The following is an 18,543-nucleotide window of genomic DNA, read 5'->3' on the forward strand; positions in this document are numbered from 1 at the left end:
CGCATGATCATGCCAGAAGGCCGCGGAGCGGCGACTCCGCGGTAGCCGCCGGCTCTGCGTCACCGCGCGTTGCGGCCGCTTCCGAAGGGCGGCGAGCCAGCTCCGTGTCCGTGCGCCCGATCCTCTCGAAGAGGATCTCGTCGGCCCCGATGAGGGTGAGCAGCCGTGCCGGCTGGCTTCCGACGCCTTCCACGACAAGATCCACGCCTGCCCGAAGGGCGGACGTCCGTGCCCTGAGCAAGGAACTCAGGCCGGCGCAGTCGCAGAAGGAAACACCGGTCAGATCGAGGCAGAGGCTCGTCGGCTGCTTCGCCAGACAAGCTGTTACCGCTTCCAGGACGTGGGGGGCGGTGTCCAGGTCGAGTTCGCCGGCGAGAGTCACTCGCGCGGCGCCCGCATGAACCACGACATGCGACGTGAACGGGTGAACGGTCACAGCGTCCCGCACCTCTCCGTGCCCACGTGCTGCGCGTGCCTGCGCGGCACGGTCCCACGAGCCCCTCCTGCGGAGGGGCCACCTGCCGTCAGTTGCCGCATCACTACCTCATAGTGCGATGGCATCAGTACGGATCTAGTGAATCTGCACTAGGTGTGGAAGTCAATACGCGCCGACCGGAGACAGCGGCGGGCCGCGCGGAAAGCGTGGACAGAGGATCGAGTTGCCTGCGGGCTTCAACCGGGCCGGCCGAATTCTGTTTTCTCGGGCGCGTCAGCCGACGGGCACCCACCCGGTCTGTCCGGATGGGTGCCCGCGTACAGCTGTGAGGTTCAGTGCGCCCGGACGACCGCGCGGACACTGTCGATGGTCCCGCAGTCGGCCTTCAGATGCTTCGCCCGGTCGCGGAGGAAGACCGCGCCGAGTTCGGCGCGGCGCCCGTCAGGCACGTTCTCCCGGGCTCCGTTGAGGATCGTGCGCTCCTCCTCGTCGAGGTGGTGGGTCACGGCTGTGGCGAGCTCCTCCAGCTTCTCGTCCCACTCGTCGGAGCCGACCTCCTCCACTTCCATCAGGGCGAGGAGGGCCTCGTTGCCCTCGTGGTGCTCCTCTTCTCCATGCTCGACTTCCTCGTTGTCCACGTTCCGGAATCGCTTGAGTGCGGGGTACACCTCAGCTTCTTCGGCCTCTCCGTGGGCGATCAGGAGCGCGGCAAAGTCGCGCAGGGCCGATTCTCGGTCCGCCTCGACGCTCCGCATGCGCCGCAGCAGCTCCTCCATGCTGCGATGGTCCTCAAGAATCACGGCCACCACGTCACGCGCTTCGGACACCACGAGCTCCTCTCCTCAACCAGTGGCTTGTCTGCTACCCCCGAGAGAAGCAGACAAGCGAGGACAGCCCGACCGGGGCGGCCCCGGCGCGAGACCGGTGCCACCCCCCTGGCCATGAAAGGCGGGAGCCGGAGCCGGTGATCGACACGGCGGAGCGAACATGCCGTGGGCCGCCGCTGCGCCGACCGGTACGGGGATCAGCCTGCGGGGCAGTACGTGTCCTTGCCGGGCATCCGGCCCTCGACGAGGTAGCGGGTGGTGGTGTTCAGCGCGCAGGCGTTGTCACCCAGGACGTAGGCTCCGTGCCCGCCGTCATCGACGCTGAGCAGCCGGGAGCGGTCCGCGAAGTTGTGACGCAGCATCTTCCCGCCGACGTGCGGTGTCGGCGCGTCGCGCAGGTTCTGTACGAGGAGGACGTTCCTCGGCCCGTCGTCGTCGACCGCGACGGGCGGCTCGGCCGGGTCGTACGGCCAGAAGGCGCAGGGTGTGATGTTGGCGGTCGCGGCGCCGAGGAGCGGGTAGCGCTCGCGGTCCCCGGCAACGCCGCTCCGGTAGGTGCCGACGTCCTCGGGCCACTTGATGTCGTTGCAGGTCACGGCCAGGAACACCGACAAGGAATTGTCGAACGAGGAAGGCGCGTCGCCTGCGGTGGCGTTCTCGGACAGCAGGCGGCGGGTCGCCGTGGAGTCACCGTCGGCCAGTGTCTGCCACTGCTGAGCCAGCTTCGGGTACTGCATCTTCTTGAACAGCTGGCCGAAGGTCGACAGTCGCAACAGATTGCCGTCGAAGCCTGCCACCGGAGCCTTGTCGAGCCGTTCGGCGAGCGTGAGGTAGGTCCTGCGGACCTGCGCGGGAGTGCGGCCCAGCCCGTAACTGTCGTGCCGGGCGGCTGCCCACTTCGCGAAGTCGGGGAACGACTGCTCCATCCCGAGGGCGTAGCGGCGCATGCCGTCGCGGTCGAGGTGGGTGTCACCGATGTTGCTGTCGAGCACGATGCGGTCCGACCTCTCGGGGAACATCGACGCGTAGGCGGCGCCCAGCGCTGTGCCGTAGGAGTAGCCCAGATAGCTGGTCCTCTCCTCGCCGAGCGCGGCCCGGATGAGGTCCAGGTCGCGGGCGGTGTTCGCCGTGGTCAGGTGGCGCAGCAACCCGTCGCTGTCATGGCTTGCGCACTGCTCGGCCACCTGTTCGGCCACCTTCGCCTGCGCGGAGACCGCCGCGTCGTCCACCGCGTACGGAGGGATGTTGGAGATGTAAGGGCCGTCCGGGGTGAGCCCGCACGAAACAGGGGCCGAGTGCCCGATGCCGCGGGTGTCCATGCCGATCAGGTCGTAGCTGTCCAGGACGCCGTCGGGCAGGCCCTGGGCCACCAGCAGCGCGGGCAGTGCCAGTCCGGACCCTCCCGGGCCGCCCGGGTTGAGCATGAGCGTCCCGCGGCGCTTGTCCGGGTTCGTACTGGCCAGCCGGGAGATCATGAGGTCGATACGGGCGCCCCCGGGGTCGGAGTGGTCCACCGGCACGGGCACGGTGGCACACCGCAGCACCGTCGGAGCCGCTTCGGCCACGACGTCGTCGGGGCAGACGTCCCAACGCACCTGCGGGGTCTGTGGTCCTGCCGCGACGGCCGGGGGCACGAGCAGCGAGCCGGCGAGGCCGAGGACGACCACCAGGGCCGAGCTGCGGCCGATACCGCGTTGTCGTTTCATGTCCGGTCTCCGATTCCCGTTGCGCGGCTGTGGTCGCCACCCATCGCACTCCGTGCCCTCGGGGCATGGTCAAGCCGGTGTGGTCGAGGGTTGACCATGCCCCTGGGGCACGGTCTTGAATGGGACCTCTCCCGGAGACCGCCCCGCCGGCCGGCAGGACGCCGACGGCGACGGCGGCGAGGAGCGGAGCACCCCAGGAAAGGGTCTGCCGGTGGCGTGGAGCACGAGACAGCTGGCCGAACTCGCGGGCACGACACTGAAAACCGTCCGGCACTACCACGAGGTCGGACTGCTGGACGAGCCGGAACGGGCGGCCAACGGCTACAAGCGGTACGGCATCAAGCACCTGGTCCGCCTGCTGCGCCTCCGCAGGCTGGTCGATCTCGGCGTGCCGCTGTCGGACATCCCCTCGGTCGAGGCAGCCGACGAGAGGGGGAAGCAGATCCTGCGTGCCCTGGACGCAGAGCTCGCGGCGAGCATCGAACGCCAGCGGCGGATGCGAGGGGAACTGGCGGCGATCCTGGACGACCGGGCCTCGATCGACCTGCCCGCGGACTTCGAGCCGCTCGCCCGCGATCTGCCGGAGGCTCAACGGTCCTTCCTGCTGGCCTACTCCAGCATTCTCACCCCCGTGGCGATGTCGGCGCTCCAGGAGCAGCTCGCCGCGCCTCGCAGCGACGTCGCCGAGCAGTTCGACGCCCTCCCCGCGGACGCGCCCGAGGACATGCGGCAGCGGATCGCGGAAGGCCTCGCTCCCGAAACGCGCCAGCAGCAGGAGGACCGGCCTTTCCTGAGCGACCTGGAGGCCTCCTCCCGCCGGGAAGCGGAGATCACCCAGTCGGTTGTCGTCCACACATTGGTCGAGTTCTACAACGAGGCCCAGCTCGACGTCCTCCAGCGTGTCCACGCGTTGCTCGCGGAGGACGACGCCGCCGGGACGTGACAGCGTGGACGGTGCGTTCCAGCGCGTGAACCGAACGAAGGAGGCCGTACCGGAACTCTCCGGTACGGCCTCCGTCCGTGGTCGGACGCCTCAGGCGGTCTCACCCGCGTCGGAGCCGGAACCGGCGCCCTCCGCCTCCTTGATGCCCTTGGTGATGTCGTCCAGCACCGAGAGCTTCGGCGCCTCGGCGTTGATGTCGAAGCCCGAGCGGACAACCACCAGCATGCCCTCGACGTTGGGGGAGGGGAACGCGAGCGACTCGACGTATCCGTCGTCGCCGTTCTTCGTCACCACCTTCCAACGCACCTGATAGCCCTTCTGCCCGGCGACCGTGACGGCCTCGGACTTGAGCTCCTCGTGAGAGGTGATGCCGCCGTAGATCTTCTCGCCGTACGACTCCTCGGCGTTGGCCTTGATGTCGGCCTCCGCCGCGGCCTTCGCCGTGGTCGCCTCGACCTTCAGGGCCTGAGCCGGTGCGGAGAACACCCCGCCGCGCACACACTTCTCGGACTCGTCGCCTGGGCAGGCGTATTCGCCGGTCGTCACCCCCGCACCGATCGGTCCGGACTGGCCTGTCCAGCCGTCCGGTACGGGGATGCTTATGCCGCTGGCCGCGTCGGTCGCGTATCCCTCCTCGGTCTGCGGCAGCTGCTGATCGGGGCTCTGGCCCCCGCCGCCGTCCTGTCCGCCGCTCCCGCCGCCGTCCTGCCCGCCGCCGTCCGGGGCGCCCGGCATGCGCGGGCTCCCCGAGGGGGCGGGGCCCGTGGACGCGGTCCCGGCGCGGTCGTCCGAGCTGTCGCCCAGCAGGTACGCGCCGCCACCGACGGCCGCGAGTACGACGATGCCGGCGGCTATGCCCGCGCCGATGCGTATGCGGCGTCGCCGGACCGTCGCAGGAGGTATCCGGAGCTGGTCGGTCCAGTGGCTCCCGTCCCACCAGCGTTCATGAAGGGGGCCGATTCCTGAGTGCCCGGGGTCTGGATGCCAGCCGGGCGGGGTCGTCTGGGTCACGAGAGCACCGTAGGCGCACTGGGTGAGAATCCTATGAAACGCACAGCGTGGTCGTAGTCACCCCCGAGGTCGCCGTGCCCGTCGGAGCCGGGCGACCCCGCGTGCACCGCCAGGCCGTCCTGCGGCCGATGCCGTGGCACGAGCATCTGGACGGCTCCTCGCCGTGCCGCCCGAAAGCACCGGCGCTCCCGGCCGGGAAGCTCCGCGTCCGCAGGCACCCCGGCATCACGTGGCTCTGGCTCGCCGTCGGAATCTGTGGTCCGACCACATGTCCTGTGTGACATAGTCGGGGTATGCGTATCGCCCGGAACAGGGAGTAGCGGATGCCCGTCGAGTGGCAACCCGTACGGCAGTCCCGCACCCATGAGCTCGTCCTCCAGAGTATCGAGGAGCAGGTCTTCGCCGGAGAGCTCAAAGCGGGTGACCGCCTGCCGCCCGAGCGGGAGCTCGCGCCGGTGCTCGGCGTCAGCCGGTCCGCGCTGCGCGAGGCGCTCAGGGTGCTGGAGACCATCGGCGTCCTGGTCGCCCAGCCCGGCCGGGGCCCGGACTCCGGGGCGCGCATCGTGCGCAACCCGGACGACGCGCTCGGCCGTCTGCTGCGCCTGCACTTCGCGCTCGGCAGCTACAGCCTGCACGACGTCCTGGAGGCACGCGTCGTCCTGGAGCGGTCGAGCTGGGAGGCCGCCGCCCGGCACGCCCGGGCCGAGGACTTCGACGCGGCGGAGGAGCTCGTCCGGCGGATGGGGGACCCGGGCGTGGACGTGGACGAGTTCAACGATCTCGACACCCGCTTCCATGTGCTGATCGCCGGGAGTTCCGGCAACGCGCTCACCTCCACACTCACCTCGGCGGTGCGCGAATCGGTCCGCCCGTTGATCCTTCGGGCCCTGGAGGACGCCGACGACTGGCCGCGGACGGCGGGCGCCCTCAATGCCCAGCACGCTCAACTGCTGCGGCTGGTACGCGAGGGCCGGGGTGGCGAGGCCGCGGACCTGGTGGAGGAACACATCCGGGGCCTCCACGGAACGCTGGTCGACGAGAACGGCGCCCGGTAGGAACGGGACGGCTCAAGCCGAACGGGAGCGGGGACGGTGCACACGCACCGTCCCCGCTCCCGTTCGGCGTTTCCCCGACCCGGCGTGCCCGCAGACTTTCCCATGCGGACCGAGGCTAGTATGGTCGGACCATAAATCGATCGAGGAGGCCCCATGCGTATCGGACTCTTCGCCACCTGTCTGGGAGACACGCTGTTCCCGGAGGCGGTGAAATCCACCGCGGTGCTGCTCGCCCGCCTGGGCCACGAGGTGGTCTTCCCGCCGGACCAGACCTGCTGCGGCCAGATGCACGTCAACACCGGCTACCAGCGCGAACCCGTCCCGCTGGTGCGTAACTTCGCCGAGCAGTTCGGGGACGCCTCGATCGACGCGGTCGTCATGCCGTCCGGATCGTGTGCCGGCTCGGTGCGTCATCAGCACGAGATCGTCGCCGAGCGGTACGGCGACGCCGCGCTCCGCGCCGGGGTCGCCACGGTCAAGGCCAAGACGTACGAGCTCTCCGAGCTGCTCGTCGACGTCCTCGGAGTCACCCAGGTCGGCGCGTACTTCCCGCACCGTGTCACCTACCACCCCACCTGCCACTCCCTGCGGATGCTGCGGGTCGGTGACAAGCCGCTGCGGCTGCTGCGCGCCGTCGAGGAGATCGACCTCGTCGAGCTGCCGGAGGCGGACTCCTGCTGCGGCTTCGGCGGCACCTTCGCCGTCAAGAACGCCGAGACCTCCACCGCGATGCTCCAGGACAAGATGCGCGCCATCTCCGCCACGAAGGCCGATGTCTGCTCCGCAGGGGACTCCTCCTGCCTGATGCACATCGGCGGCGGACTCTCCCGCATCAAGTCCGGTACGCGCACGCTGCATCTCGCCCAGATCCTCGGCTCCACCCGCACCGCGCCGTACGCCCTGATGGAGGCCGCCCGATGAGCACGTTCCTCGGCATGCCCGCCGCCCCGCCCCGCTCCCCGTACGGGACCGGGAACCTCCGGGGGGAGCGTACGTTCCCCAAGGCCGCCCACGACGAACTGCGCAACGAGCAGCTGCGCCGCAACCTCGGCCGGGCCACCCGCACCATCCGTGCCAAGCGCATCGACGTCACCGGCGAACTCCCGGACTGGGAAGAGCTGCGTGACGCCGGATCGGCCATCAAGACCGACACCATGAACCGGCTGCCCGAGCTGCTCGAGCAGCTGGAACGAAAGGTCACCGAGCACGGCGGCACCGTCCACTGGGCGCGCGACGGCGTCGAGGCCAACGAGATCGTCACCCGGCTGATCAAGGACACCGGCAGCAGTGACGTCATCAAGGTCAAGTCGATGGCCACGCAGGAGATCGGCCTCAACGAACACCTGGAGGCCGAGGGCATCACGCCCTACGAGACCGACCTCGCAGAGCTCATCGTGCAGCTCGCACACGACAAGCCCTCGCACATCCTGGTCCCCGCGATCCACCGCAACCGCGACGAGATCCGGGAGATCTTCCTCAAGGAGATCCCCGGTGTCGACCCCGCGCTCGACAACGTGCCCGCGCATCTGGCCGCCGCCGCCCGCGCCTATCTGCGCGAGAGGTTCATGACCACCAAGGTGGCCGTCTCCGGTGCGAACTTCGGCATCGCCGAGTCCGGAACCCTCTCCGTCGTCGAGTCCGAAGGCAACGGCCGGATGTGCCTGACCCTGCCCGACACCCTGATCACCGTGATGGGTATCGAGAAGGTCCTGCCGCGCTTCCAGGACCTGGAAGTCTTCTTCCAGCTGCTGCCGCGTTCCTCCACCGGTGAGCGGATGAACCCCTACACGTCGATGTGGACCGGGGTCACCCCCGGGGACGGCCCGCAGCAGTTCCACCTCGTCCTCCTCGACAACGGGCGCACGGCCGCGCTCGCCGACAAGGTCGGCCGCGAAGCCCTCAACTGCATCCGCTGCTCGGCCTGTCTCAACGTCTGCCCGGTGTACGAACGGGCCGGCGGGCACGCCTACGGCTCGACGTACCCCGGCCCCATCGGCGCCGTACTCACCCCGCAGCTCGCCGGGATGCACGCCGCGAAGGACGACCCCAACAGCTCGCTGCCGTACGCCTCCAGCCTCTGCGGTGCCTGCTTCGACGCCTGCCCGGTCAAGATCGACATCCCCTCGCTGCTGGTCGAACTCCGCCACCAGCACACCGAACAGACCGGCACCACGGCGGAGAAGTTGGCGATGAAGGCCGCCGCCACCGTGATGAAGTCGCCGAAGATCTACACGGCCGCGCAGAAGGCCGCCTCGCTCAGCCGCTCCGTCGGCGTAGGCGGACGCGACCGCACCATCTCCCACCTGCCCGCACCGTTCGACGGCTGGAGCGACAGCCGCGACACCGCGGCACCGCCCAAGCAGTCCTTCCGCTCCTGGCTGGCCTCCGCCGAAGGTACGGCCACCCTGCGGGAAGCCGCGGAGGAGGGCGCCGCCCGGCGCGCCGACGACCACCAGGAGGAACAGTGACGACCACCGCGCGCGACACGGTGCTCGGCCGGATCAGGGACGCGCTGGCCATCGCCCCCGCCCCCGGCGTCGAGATCCCCCGCGCATACCGCACCGGCCGGACCCTCCCGGACGCGGAACGTCTGGAGCTGCTGACCGACCGGCTCGTCGACTACAAGGCGCAGGTCCACCCCTGCACCGCCGACCGCACGGCCGAGGTGATCGCCGAGATCCTTCACGAGCGCGGCGCCCGCCGGATCGGCGTTCCGGACGGCCTGGACGAGCAGTGGCTCACCGCTTACGACGGCGAGATCCAGCGGGACTCGGCGGACATCCCGGCCCCGAGCCTCGACGCGCTGGACGGAGTGGTGACGGCCTCCGCCGTCAGCTGCGCGGAGACCGGCACGATCTTCCTCGACGGGTCGCCCGAGCAGGGCCGGCGCGCCCTGTCCCTCGTCCCCGACCTCCACGTCTGCGTGGTCGACCTGTCCTCCGTCGTGGCAGGCGTCCCGGAGGCGGTGGCCCGGCTCGTACCTCAGAGGCCGACCACACTGATCAGCGGCCCCTCGGCCACGTCCGACATCGAACTGGAGCGGGTGGAAGGCGTCCACGGCCCCCGCACCCTCGCGGTGGTGATCCGCACCGACGCCTGAGGATCCGGGGCGGTGCGGGAACTGCCGCTCTCCTTCTCCGCACACCCGTAGAGGCCGCACGGCCCCGGGGCCCGCGACCCGCGCGGACCCCGGAGACGTGTCAGGGTGTCAGGCGCCGAGGTCGTAGAGGACGAACTCCTCCCAGGCCCCGGTGATGTCGGCCGACCGGGCGCGCAGCACGTACTGGAGCGATCCGGTGTAGCTGTTCTCCATGGTGACGAACAGCCCGTTCAGCGTGGACTGGAGCGCCCAGCGGTCCAGGACCTCGTTGTAGTACAGGACGAACCGCTCCCAGCCGCCCACGCTCGTGGAACGCGCGCGCAGTACGTTCTGCGCGCTGCCGGTGTAGTTCTTCTCGACCGCCACATAACGGTTGTTCGCCAGGGACTTCATGGCGAACGTCTCCGAGGTGTCGTCCCACTCGAAGGCGAAGCCCTCCCAGGACCCGCCGAATTCCACGGAACGGGCCCGCAGTACACCGGTGTTCGGAGCGGAGTAGTTCACCTCGGTGGCGACGAACTGCGCGTTGCGGCCCGACTGCAGGGCCACGAGTTCGGTCACCCCGGCCGTGGCGGAGACTCCCTCGCCGGCGGCGAAGGGTGCCTGCCGGGCGCCTGTCCCCTCGGCGGTACGCGCCAGCTCGGCGCCGTCCACCGCCTCCCAGCCGCTGGGCACGGCGGCCGGCCTGTCCGCCGCCGGTGCGGCCGCGGCCGCGGGCACGGCCAGCGCGGAGGCCGCAACAAGGGCGCTCAGGGAAAGAAAAACGGACGTGATGCGTCGCACAGGTATTCCTCACTTGTCGTCAAAGAATTCCGGGCCTGTGGGACAAAGGGTTCGCCATGGCGGAGCAGCCCCCTGAATTCCCCACCCCGAAACCGCTGTCCACGCCCCTCCCTGGGCGTTTCGGCAGTTGCTCCACCACTCGGCGAAGCGGGCTCAGCCTAACGGCGCGACGTGATCTCCGGAAATGATTTCAGGGGATTTTGTGGAGTTCCGGGAAAGGCCCCATTGCATTACCGGTTCCGCAGTATTCCGTTAAGACACGTGCAACTCTCCGTTTGCCGAGCGGCTCAGGGAACGTGGGTGACCTCCAGCGGTGCGAAGCCGATACGGGTCGTCGCACCGTCTTCGGCCCAGCGCACCGTGACCGTCTCCCCGTTCACGTCCACCCCGCTCACCGCCGCGCCGAGAGGCCCGGTGTCCGCTTCCCCGGTCAGCGAGGCCAGCGCCACCAGCACCTCGGTCCCCTCCACTTCGGCGCCCAGCCGGGGCAGCACGGCCCACCGCGTGAACGCCGTGCCCTGCGGAGCCCGCACGTCCTCCTGCTCCGGCCAGCCGTACAGCCCGTGCAGCGCGGAACGCACCGGACCCTGGGGGTCCGTCGCCCAGCCCGTCAGCTCGGCCCGTGTCCCGGCCGGCGCGCCCAGGACCCGGTGCACCCGCAGTTCGTACCTGCCCCGCACGACCGTGACGCTCTCCACCCGCAGCCCCGGCACCGTCGGCGGGCCCTCCGGGAAGACCGGGCGGTGCCAGGACGCGGCCCAGCCCCAGCCCTCGCCGTGCCCCGCGCCCAGCGGGTGGATGCGGACCCGGCTGCTGCGGGAGCCGCCGACCCGTACCGACAGATGGTTGTCCGCGGTGTTCGCGGACGCCGTCGGACCGGTGGCCGTCGAATACGCCAGGCGCGCGTAGAGCGGGTCGGAGACGTCCGCCGTCTCGCCCTCGTGCGGCCGGGCGTGGTCACTGCCGTGATTGTGCAGCCGCACCACGCCGTCCGCCCGTGTCGACTGCACCAGCAGCCCCGGCGACGGGAGCGCCAGCACCCGGTCCGGTCCCTCGCTCGGGGCGGGCTCCTCGTCCGCGGTCCACAGCGGGTGCTCCGCCGGGGCGAGCAGCGCGACGAAGGCCTTGGACGCCCAGTACGGCGACGACGGACCGGAGTACACCTGGAGCGTCGCGTCGTGCGGCCCGTGCCAGCCAAGGCTCAGCAGGCCGTCGTCCCCGGCCGACCCGCGCTCCAGGAAGTACCGCAGCGAACCGCTGATCAGCCGGCGCGAGACGCCCGGAGCCAGAGGGGTGTGCCCGGACACGGCGCCCATCCCGACCGCCGCACCCGCCGCGAAACGGTAGGTGAGCGAGCGGCCGAAGTGCAGCGGAGCGCCGTCCGCGCCGAACATCAGCGAGAAGCTCTCCAGATGTTCGCTCAGCCGTGCCCCGTAGTGCGCGGACAGCTCCGCGTCACCCGACAGATACGCGTCCAGCACCGGATACAGGTGCAGCGCCCAGCCGTTGTAGTGGTCGAAGGCGCGCCCGTCCCCGTCGGCGTACCAGCCCTCGCCGCGGTACCACCCCTCCAGCAGGTCGAGCGCCCGCTGCCGGGCCCGCGCCGTCTCCGCGTCGCCCCGGCCGACCGACTCCAGGAACCCGGCGACGGAGAAGGGGAAGAGATACCAGTTGTTGGGTGCGGGCGTGTGCCGCAGGGCGCCCCGCAGCCACTCCTCGGCACGGTCCTGCGTGGTGGCGTCCAGCCGGTCCCACAGCCACGGCCGGGTGAGCCGCAGCCCGATCGCCACCGAGGCCGACTCCACCATCGGCTGGCCGAAGACGGTGTGGTCCAGGATCAGCGGCCAGGACTCGGCGTCGTCCCGCCCGGCCGAGCGCGTTCCGGCGGTGAGCCCGTCGGCGTACCGCTCCAGCCAGTTGTGCGGATCCTCGCCCTCCGCGCCGGCGACCCGGAACGCGGCGGTGAGGAACGTACGGGCATAGCCCTCCAGGCCGTCGGACCGGACCCCCGAGCGGGACGGGCGGCCCGGCAGGTCGAGGAGGGCCCGGCCGGGGGTGGCCCACTTCCAGGCGGCGTCCAGCAGTCCGTCCGCCACGGCTTCCCAGTGGCCCCGGGTGTAGCCGGTGTACGGGCTCCGCGCGCGGTCCTCGGAGGGGAGTTGAAAGGGGGTGGAGGTCATGCGAGGAATGCCAGCCTTTCGCGTCGTACGGGATGGGTGAAGCCGCCGCCCGCGGCCCACCGGGCGATCTCGCCGACGGCCAGATCGGCCAGCCGCCGCAGCTCGTTGCCCTGGGAACCCGCGAGATGGGGGGTGATGAGCGCGTTGTCGCAGTCCCACAGCGGATGACCGGCCGGCAGCGGGTCGGGGTCGGTGACGTCGAGCACCGCCCGGATCCGGCCGGCACGCAGTACGCCGGTGAGGGCGTCCTGGTCGACGACCGCGCCGCGGGAGGTGTTGATCAGGACGGCGTCGGGCCGCATCGAGGCGAGCAGCCCGCGGCTGACCAGCCCCGTGGTGGCGGGCAGCAGCGGGGTGTGGACGCTGACCACGTCGCTCTCCACGAAGAGCCCGGCCAGGGAGACGGGGCGGACGCCGAGCCCGGCGGCCTCCTCGTCCGTGACGTACGGGTCGTGGAGCAGCACCTCCAGGTCGTACGGCCGGAGCAGTTCGATCACCCGCCGGCCGATCAGCGAGGCGGACAGGATGCCCACCGTGCGGCGGTAGTTGCCGACACCGGGCGGCATCGCGAGCCAGTTGTCGCGCGTGCGGGTGGCCCGGTACTCCCCGGCCCGCTCGATGGCCCGCTTGCCGGACAGCAGGATCATCGCGACGGTGTACTCGGCGACCGGGAGCGCGTTGGCCGCCGCGGCCGAGGACACCTCGATGCCCCTGTCCCAGCAGGCGTCGGTGACATGGCCGCGCACCGAGCCCGCCGTGTGCACGACGGCCCGCAGCGCGGGAGCGGCGGCCAGGACACCCGCGTGGATCGGCGGGCAGCCCCAGCCGGTGATCAGGAGCTCCGTGTCCGCGAGTACGGCCCTGGCCTCCTCGGTCGTGAAGTCGTCGATCGCGGGCAGGGGCGCGAGATCGCACACCCCGGCCAGCGCCGCCAGGGAGTCGGGGGAGAGCACCGCGGCTGCGGCTTCCGCTCCCATGGCGAGCGCGGCGCGCGGCCGGCGGGGTGCGGGGGGAGTGCTGGGCATGGTTCTCCTGTGCGGTGGTCCGGGCGGGGCGGCACGGCTACTTGACGGCTCCCGCCGTCAGTCCGGACCGCCAGAATCGCTGGAGCAGGGCGAAGGCGAGGATCAGGGGCAGCACCGCGAGCAGCGAGCCCATGACGACGACGGGGTAGTACTCGGGTGACACGGACGCGGCGCTGTTCCAGGAGTACAGGCCGAGGCTGACCGGATACAGGTCCTGGTCGGAGAGCATCACCATGGGCAGGAAGAAGTTGTTCCAGATGGCGGTGAGCTGGAAGAGGAACACGGTGACCAGCCCCGGCCCCAGCATGCGGAGAGCCACCCGGAAGTAGGCGGCCAGTTCGCCCGCGCCGTCCATCCGCGCGGCCTCGAGGACCTCGTCGGGCACGTACCCCTGACTGAAGATCCGGCCGAGATAGACACCGAACGGATTGAACAGGACGGGGATGAACACCGCCCAGAAGGTGTTCACGAGACCGGCGCCGGAGGCCATCAGATAGAGCGGCAGGGCGAGCACGGTCTGCGGCACCATGACAGCGGCCAGCACCAGGCCGAACAGCTTCTCCTTGTGCGCGAAGCGGTACTTGTCGAAGGCGTAGCCACAGGCGACGCTGACCAGCGCGCCCAGGGCCGCGCCGAGCACCGCGTACAGCAGGCTGTTGCCGTACCAGCGGCCGTACAGCCCGCCGTCCATGGCGAAGAGGTCCTTCATGTTCTGGACGAAGGAGAAGCCGCTCGTCGACAGGATGTCGCTGCTGAACAGGGCGTCCCGGTCCTTGGTGGAGGCGAGCACCAGCCACAACACCGGCAGCAGGGTGTAGAGCACCGAGACGAAGACCACCAGGTTGACGACGGAGCGCCCGAGGAGCCGGGGCCGCAGGGGCGAGGCGGTGCGGGTGACGGTCGGCGCACTCATCGGGAGCCCTCCTCGGCGGCGTCGGCGCGGTTGGTCCAGCGGGTGACGCCGTAGGAGAGGGCGATCGTGCACAGGAGCAGGATGACCGAGGCGGCCGCCGCGAGACCGTAGTTGTTGCGGGTGAACGCCGCGTCGTAGATGTACATGCTGGGTGAGAAGCGCGAGTTGATCATCGGGGTCGACTGGCTGAGCAGCATCGGCTCGGTGAAGAGCTGGAGCGCGAAGATGAGCGTGAACATCGCGACCATGACGATCGACGACCGCACCAGCGGGGCCTTCACCTGGAGCGCCGTGCGGACCGGCCCCGCGCCGTCGACGACCGACGCCTCGATGACCTCGCGGGGGACCGCCTGCAGGGCGGCGTAGAACACGACCATGTTGTAGCCGAGGTTGCTCCACAGCGCGATGTTCACGATGGACGGGAGCACCATGTGCACCCCGAGGAAGTCGACCGTGATGTCGGCCGTGCCGAGGAGGTCGATGACCGGACTGATGCCGGGGGTGTACAGATACAGCCAGATCAGAGCCGCGATGATGCCCGGAACGGCGTGCGGCAGGAACAGGGCGAGCTGGACGGTGCCCCGCAGGCGGACCACGCCGGAGTCCAGCAGCAGTGCCAGCACGAGGGCGCCGATCACCATCAGCGGGATGTAGACCACGCAGTACAGGGCGACGACGCCGAGGCCGCTGAGGAACGTCGGGTCCGCCAGTACGGCGGCGTAGTTGCGGAGTCCGGCGAAGACGGTCCGCTCGGGGCCGAAGCCGAGCCCGGGCTGGTCGTCGCTGAAGAAGCTCAGATAGACGGCGGTGGCGACCGGGATCAGGAAGACGGTCACCAGAAGGACGAAGAACGGCGTCATCAGGACGCCGCAGGCGCCGAGTTCGCGACGCCGGGCGGACCTGCGGGCGGTGGGCGCCGGTGCGGCGGCGGCCGGGCTCTCCGGCGACGGCCGGGCGGGGGCGTCCGCCGGTACGGACACAGGGGTGGCGCTGGTCATGGTGTCACCTGCCTCTCTGCTGCTGGGAACGGGATGCGGATCGCCTGTCAGGTGGAGCGCCGGGTGGTGGAGAGACCGAGCGCCTTGAGGTCCGGCATGGTGCCCTCCTCCGCCGCGCGGACCGCTCCGAGGATGGAACCCTGGCCTCCGCTCGCCCGCGCCAGTCCGTCCTTCATGAGCCTGCCGGTCGCCGTCATGCGGGGACCCCAGATCCAGCCCGGGCGGATCTTCTGCGCCTCCTGCTCGAAGAGGGTGTAGATGTCCTGCCCGCCGTAGTAGGACCGGTCGAAGGCATTCCGGCCCACGTCCACCAGGCCCGGCGCGGCGGGGTACTGACTGCTCGCACCGCTGGAGAGCCGGGCCCGCAGAGCGTCCGGATGCGAGACCTGCCACTCGATGAACTCCATCGCGGCCTCCGGGTGCGCGCTGTCCTTGGTGATCGCGAAGGTCGAGCCGCCATGGGTCCCGACACCGGGGTCGGACGCATCCCACTGGGGGATCGGCGCGAGAGCCCACTTCCCTTTCTGCTTCGGCCGGGCCTTCATCTGGGCACCGGCGTCCCACGCGCCGCTGAGCCGGCTGAGCACCAGGCCATTGCCGATCTGGACATCGCTCTGACGGCTCTCCACCGCGTTCATGAAGACCAGGTCCTGGTCGGTCAGCCGCTGCCAGAAGGCCGACACCCGTCGGGTGGGCGCGTCGGCGAGCGAGACGTTCCAGGCGCCGCCCGCCGTGTCGAACCACTGGGCGCCCGCCTGCCACGCGAACGCGGCGAGGTGCGTGTCCCCGTCCGTCGGGAAGAGCGCCATCCGGCGGTCAGCGCTTCTGCCCCGTACGGTCCTCGCCGCGTCCTCGAAGTCGTCCCAGGTACGCGGGACGGTCAGCCCGTACCGCTCGAAGAGGTCCGTGCGGTAGTGCAGCACCATCGGTTCTATGTCGAGCGGGACGCTGAACACCCGCTTCTCGAAGGTGGTCAGCCCCAGGGCCTGCGGCAGCAGTTTCGCCCGCAGCCCTTCGCCGACCAGGTCCGTGATGTCGCGGCAGACCCCGTCGATGGCGAAGCCCGGGACCTGCGGGTATTCGAGGGTGGCGACGTCCGGGGCGTTGCCGGCCCGGGCGGCGCTGCTGAGCTTGGCGTAACCGCCCTGGGTCCCGGACGGGACCTGCTGGTAATCGACCTCGATGGTGCCGTGCGCGCGGTTGAACGCGTCCACGACCTCCTGACTGCCCCGCAGGGCGGACCAGAAGGTGATCCGCGTCTTCCTGCCGGTCCTGCTGCTTACGTTCCTGCCGGTACTGCTCGTACCGCCCGATCGTGTGTCTCCGCCACCACCTCCGCAGGCGCTGAGCGCGCCCGTCAGAGGCAGTGCGGCGATCGTGGCGAGCACGGATCGACGGCTCTGTCGACCAGGCATGTGCGCCTCCCGCGGCTCCTGATTCGAGACACGGGGAATACTGATCGGCTGATCGATAGCGGTCAATAGATCGATCAAAAGAAGATTGAAGTGTTCAAACGATCAGTTATGCGGGCGGGGCAACTCCTGAGTCGATCCGCGCACTTCGAGGCGGGGGAGCAGCTCCACCCTGCGTACGGGACCGGTGGTGCCGGCCGGGTGTCCCAGCCGGTGCAGGAGCAACTCCGCCGCCGCCCGGCCGATCTCGGCCCTCGGCGGGGCGACCGCGGTGAGGGCGGTGCTGCCCAGCGCCGCGACGACATCGTCGTACGCCACCACGGAGCAGTCCCGCGGCACCCGGATCCCGCTCTCCGCCAGCCGCTGGACCAGCATCAGGGCGTCCTCGTCGCCGTGCAGGACGGCGCCGGTCACGCCGCGCTCCCTCAGCAGCGCCGTGAGATCCGGGACCGCCTCCCGTGTGCCGGGTTCCCCGGGGCCCGCGTCCGGGGAGCTGAGCACCACGGACCAGTCCTCCACCTCGGGCCGCGAGGCGGCTATGTCGGCGAACGCGGCCCGTATCGAGCGCGCCGTCGGGCTGTCGTTCCTGGCGGCGAGGACGAGCCGGCGGTGGCCGAGCGAGATCAAGTGGTCCACGGCGAGGTGGATGCCGTACCAGTGGTCGGAGCACACCGCGTCCATGGCGTGCAGCGCGCTGCCGGGCCGGGGCCGCCGCTCCATCAGGACCGTCGGCACCTCCAGTTCGGCGAGCCACCCGTAGTCCGCCTCCTCGCCGGCGGCGCTGCGCCACCGGGGGGCGATCAGCAGCCCGCTCACGCCCGCGGCCAGGGCCTGCTCCACCTGTGGCCGTTCGGCCCCGGCCGTCTGCGGGGTGATGTGCAGGGTGATGCGTTTCCCGGCCTCCTCCAGGGCGGTCCTGGCGCCGTAGAGGGTCTCGTACAGATACGAATGCCGCTCCGGGACGACCAGGGCGATCGTGTCCCCGGCCGGCTCTCCGCTCCGTGCGGCCGGCACGGAAGTCGTGCGCGTGGCGTCCCCCACCGGCCGGACCACCCCGTGCCCGCGCCGCAGCATCCCCGTCCTGGCCAGCTCCTCCACGTCCCGCCGCAGCGTCACCGCCGAGACGTCCAGCTCGTCGGCGAGCGAACTCACCTTGACCGCACCGCGTGCGTGCACCACCGCGAGGATGCGCTTGCGCCTCAGCTCAACCGGCTCCCGCATGCTGGCCCCCTTGCCTACCGCTGTGCGATGTTCGTTTGAACGTTTCTCTGAGCGATCGCAGCATAGCGAGGGACCACCCCTCCAGGCGCTCACGGGATGGAACGATGATCCACCGAGAGGAAGAGACGTCTACCATCTGATCCGGAATGGACACCATCACACTGTGGCCACTGGTCGCGCTCGCGGCGGCATCCCTGCTCGTCGGCTTCTCCAAGACGGCCGTCAGCGGCGCCAACACCATCAGCCTCGCGGTCTTCGCGGCCGTACTGCCGGCCCGCGAATCGACCGGAGTCCTGCTCCCGATCCTGATCGCCGGTGACGTCCTCGCGGTGCTGGTCTACCGCCGGCACGCCCACTGGCCCACGCTGCTGCGGCTGTTCCCCGCCGTCGCCGCGGGCGTGGTGGCGGGCACGGTCTTCATGCTGTGGGCCGACGACGAGGCCGTGGCCCGCTCCATCGGCGCGATCCTGCTCTTCATGGCGGGCGTCACCCTCTGGCGCCGGCGCGCCGCCCCCCGGCCGCCCGCGGAGGAGGACACGGACGAACCCTCGCGCGGCGGGCGCCTCAAGGCCCGGACCTACGGGGTGCTGGGGGGCTTCACGACCATGGTCGCCAACGCGGGCGGCCCCGTGATGTCGCTCTATCTGCTGTCCGCGGGCTTCCGGAAGCTCGGCTTCCTGGGAACGTCGGCGTGGTTCTTCCTGATCGTCAACACGTCCAAGGTGCCCTTCAGCGTGGGACTCGGCCTCATCGACGCGCAGTCGCTGCTGCTGGACGCGGCCCTGGTGCTCTTCGTCGTCCCGGGTGCCTACCTCGGCCGTGCCTGCGTCGGCCGGATCAACCAAAAGCTCTTCGACCGGATCGTCATCGGAGCCACCGTCCTGGGCGGCCTCCAGCTGCTGCTGCGCTGAAGACCGCCCGGGGGAGCGGATC

At 70.5% G+C, this 18,543-nt stretch carries 17 protein-coding genes; 6 read left to right on the forward strand and 11 right to left on the reverse strand.

Translation table 11 applies throughout. The features are described 5' to 3' along the window. Positions 1–7: 7 nt before the first annotated feature. From ACIP63_RS35370 to ACIP63_RS35380, 3 genes are all read right to left on the reverse strand, one after another. Complete coding sequence (locus ACIP63_RS35370) at positions 8–436, reverse strand: STAS domain-containing protein (protein ID WP_401524289.1); 429 nt, start codon at positions 434–436, stop codon at positions 8–10. 332 nt (positions 437–768) lie between these two features. Next, positions 769–1,263, reverse strand: a complete 495-nt coding sequence (locus ACIP63_RS35375; protein WP_401524291.1) for a hemerythrin domain-containing protein — start codon at positions 1,261–1,263, stop codon at positions 769–771. Between the two features lie 197 nt (positions 1,264–1,460). Next, complete coding sequence (locus tag ACIP63_RS35380) at positions 1,461–2,969, reverse strand: alpha/beta hydrolase (protein WP_401524294.1); 1,509 nt, start codon at positions 2,967–2,969, stop codon at positions 1,461–1,463. Positions 2,970–3,084: 115 nt separating this feature from the next. Here ACIP63_RS35380 and ACIP63_RS35385 point away from each other — a divergent pair, with 115 nt between their 5' ends. Further along, positions 3,085–3,912 carry a MerR family transcriptional regulator gene (locus ACIP63_RS35385; protein ID WP_401524297.1) on the forward strand — a complete coding sequence of 276 codons (828 nt, stop codon included), beginning with the start codon at positions 3,085–3,087 and terminating at the stop codon, positions 3,910–3,912. 90 nt (positions 3,913–4,002) lie between these two features. Here the strand turns inward: ACIP63_RS35385 and ACIP63_RS35390 are convergent, their stop codons facing one another. Further along, positions 4,003–4,923: a DUF2510 domain-containing protein gene (locus ACIP63_RS35390; RefSeq protein WP_401524301.1), complete on the reverse strand. Its 921-nt coding sequence runs from the start codon at positions 4,921–4,923 to the stop codon at positions 4,003–4,005. A 323-nt stretch (positions 4,924–5,246) separates the two neighbouring features. On the opposite strand from ACIP63_RS35390, the gene ACIP63_RS35395 reads away from it, so the two are divergent. The 4 genes from ACIP63_RS35395 (at position 5,247) to ACIP63_RS35410 (ending at position 9,078) form a co-directional block, all read left to right on the forward strand. Next, entirely contained in the window at positions 5,247–5,978 is a 732-nt protein-coding gene (locus tag ACIP63_RS35395) for a FadR/GntR family transcriptional regulator (protein WP_401524304.1), read from the forward strand. Between the two features lie 153 nt (positions 5,979–6,131). Continuing rightward, the gene (locus tag ACIP63_RS35400) at positions 6,132–6,899 is read left to right on the forward strand and encodes a (Fe-S)-binding protein (RefSeq protein ID WP_401524308.1); all 768 of its coding nucleotides are present in this window, start codon (positions 6,132–6,134) and stop codon (positions 6,897–6,899) included. After that, positions 6,896–8,446, forward strand: coding sequence for a lactate utilization protein B (locus tag ACIP63_RS35405; protein ID WP_401524311.1), 1,551 nt, complete (start codon positions 6,896–6,898; stop codon positions 8,444–8,446). The genes ACIP63_RS35400 and ACIP63_RS35405 overlap by 4 nt, the downstream gene beginning before the upstream one ends. After that, complete coding sequence (locus ACIP63_RS35410) at positions 8,443–9,078, forward strand: lactate utilization protein C (protein ID WP_401524314.1); 636 nt, start codon at positions 8,443–8,445, stop codon at positions 9,076–9,078. Before ACIP63_RS35405 ends, ACIP63_RS35410 begins: the two co-directional genes overlap by 4 nt. Before the next feature lie 108 nt (positions 9,079–9,186). Here ACIP63_RS35410 and ACIP63_RS35415 read toward each other — a convergent pair whose 3' ends face one another. The 7 genes from ACIP63_RS35415 to ACIP63_RS35445 form a co-directional block, all read right to left on the reverse strand. Then, complete coding sequence (locus ACIP63_RS35415; RefSeq protein ID WP_401524535.1) at positions 9,187–9,852, reverse strand: fascin domain-containing protein; 666 nt, start codon at positions 9,850–9,852, stop codon at positions 9,187–9,189. Between the two features lie 296 nt (positions 9,853–10,148). Next, positions 10,149–12,041: a DUF2264 domain-containing protein gene (locus ACIP63_RS35420; protein ID WP_401524317.1), complete on the reverse strand. Its 1,893-nt coding sequence runs from the start codon at positions 12,039–12,041 to the stop codon at positions 10,149–10,151. Beyond that, positions 12,038–13,066, reverse strand: coding sequence for a hydroxyacid dehydrogenase (locus ACIP63_RS35425; RefSeq protein WP_401524320.1), 1,029 nt, complete (start codon positions 13,064–13,066; stop codon positions 12,038–12,040). The genes ACIP63_RS35420 and ACIP63_RS35425 overlap by 4 nt, the downstream gene beginning before the upstream one ends. Positions 13,067–13,103: 37 nt before the next feature. Further along, on the reverse strand, positions 13,104–13,979 hold the full coding sequence (locus tag ACIP63_RS35430) for a carbohydrate ABC transporter permease (protein WP_401524323.1): 876 nt from the start codon (positions 13,977–13,979) through the stop codon (positions 13,104–13,106). After that, positions 13,976–14,977 (reverse strand): carbohydrate ABC transporter permease, encoded by a 1,002-nt coding sequence (locus ACIP63_RS35435; protein WP_401524326.1) that lies wholly within the window; start codon positions 14,975–14,977, stop codon positions 13,976–13,978. Before ACIP63_RS35435 ends, ACIP63_RS35430 begins: the two co-directional genes overlap by 4 nt. A 47-nt stretch (positions 14,978–15,024) precedes the next feature. Then, positions 15,025–16,392 (reverse strand): ABC transporter substrate-binding protein, encoded by a 1,368-nt coding sequence (locus tag ACIP63_RS35440; protein WP_401524329.1) that lies wholly within the window; start codon positions 16,390–16,392, stop codon positions 15,025–15,027. Between the two features lie 102 nt (positions 16,393–16,494). Beyond that, positions 16,495–17,610 (reverse strand): substrate-binding domain-containing protein, encoded by a 1,116-nt coding sequence (locus ACIP63_RS35445; protein WP_401524332.1) that lies wholly within the window; start codon positions 17,608–17,610, stop codon positions 16,495–16,497. Between the two features lie 146 nt (positions 17,611–17,756). On the opposite strand from ACIP63_RS35445, the gene ACIP63_RS35450 reads away from it, so the two are divergent. Continuing rightward, entirely contained in the window at positions 17,757–18,521 is a 765-nt protein-coding gene (locus tag ACIP63_RS35450) for a sulfite exporter TauE/SafE family protein (protein WP_401524335.1), read from the forward strand. Positions 18,522–18,543 lie beyond the last annotated feature (22 nt).

Origin of the sequence: Streptomyces sp. NPDC088746, from assembly GCF_044751065.1 — a bacterium.
Classification (GTDB): Bacteria; Actinomycetota; Actinomycetes; order Streptomycetales; family Streptomycetaceae; genus Streptomyces.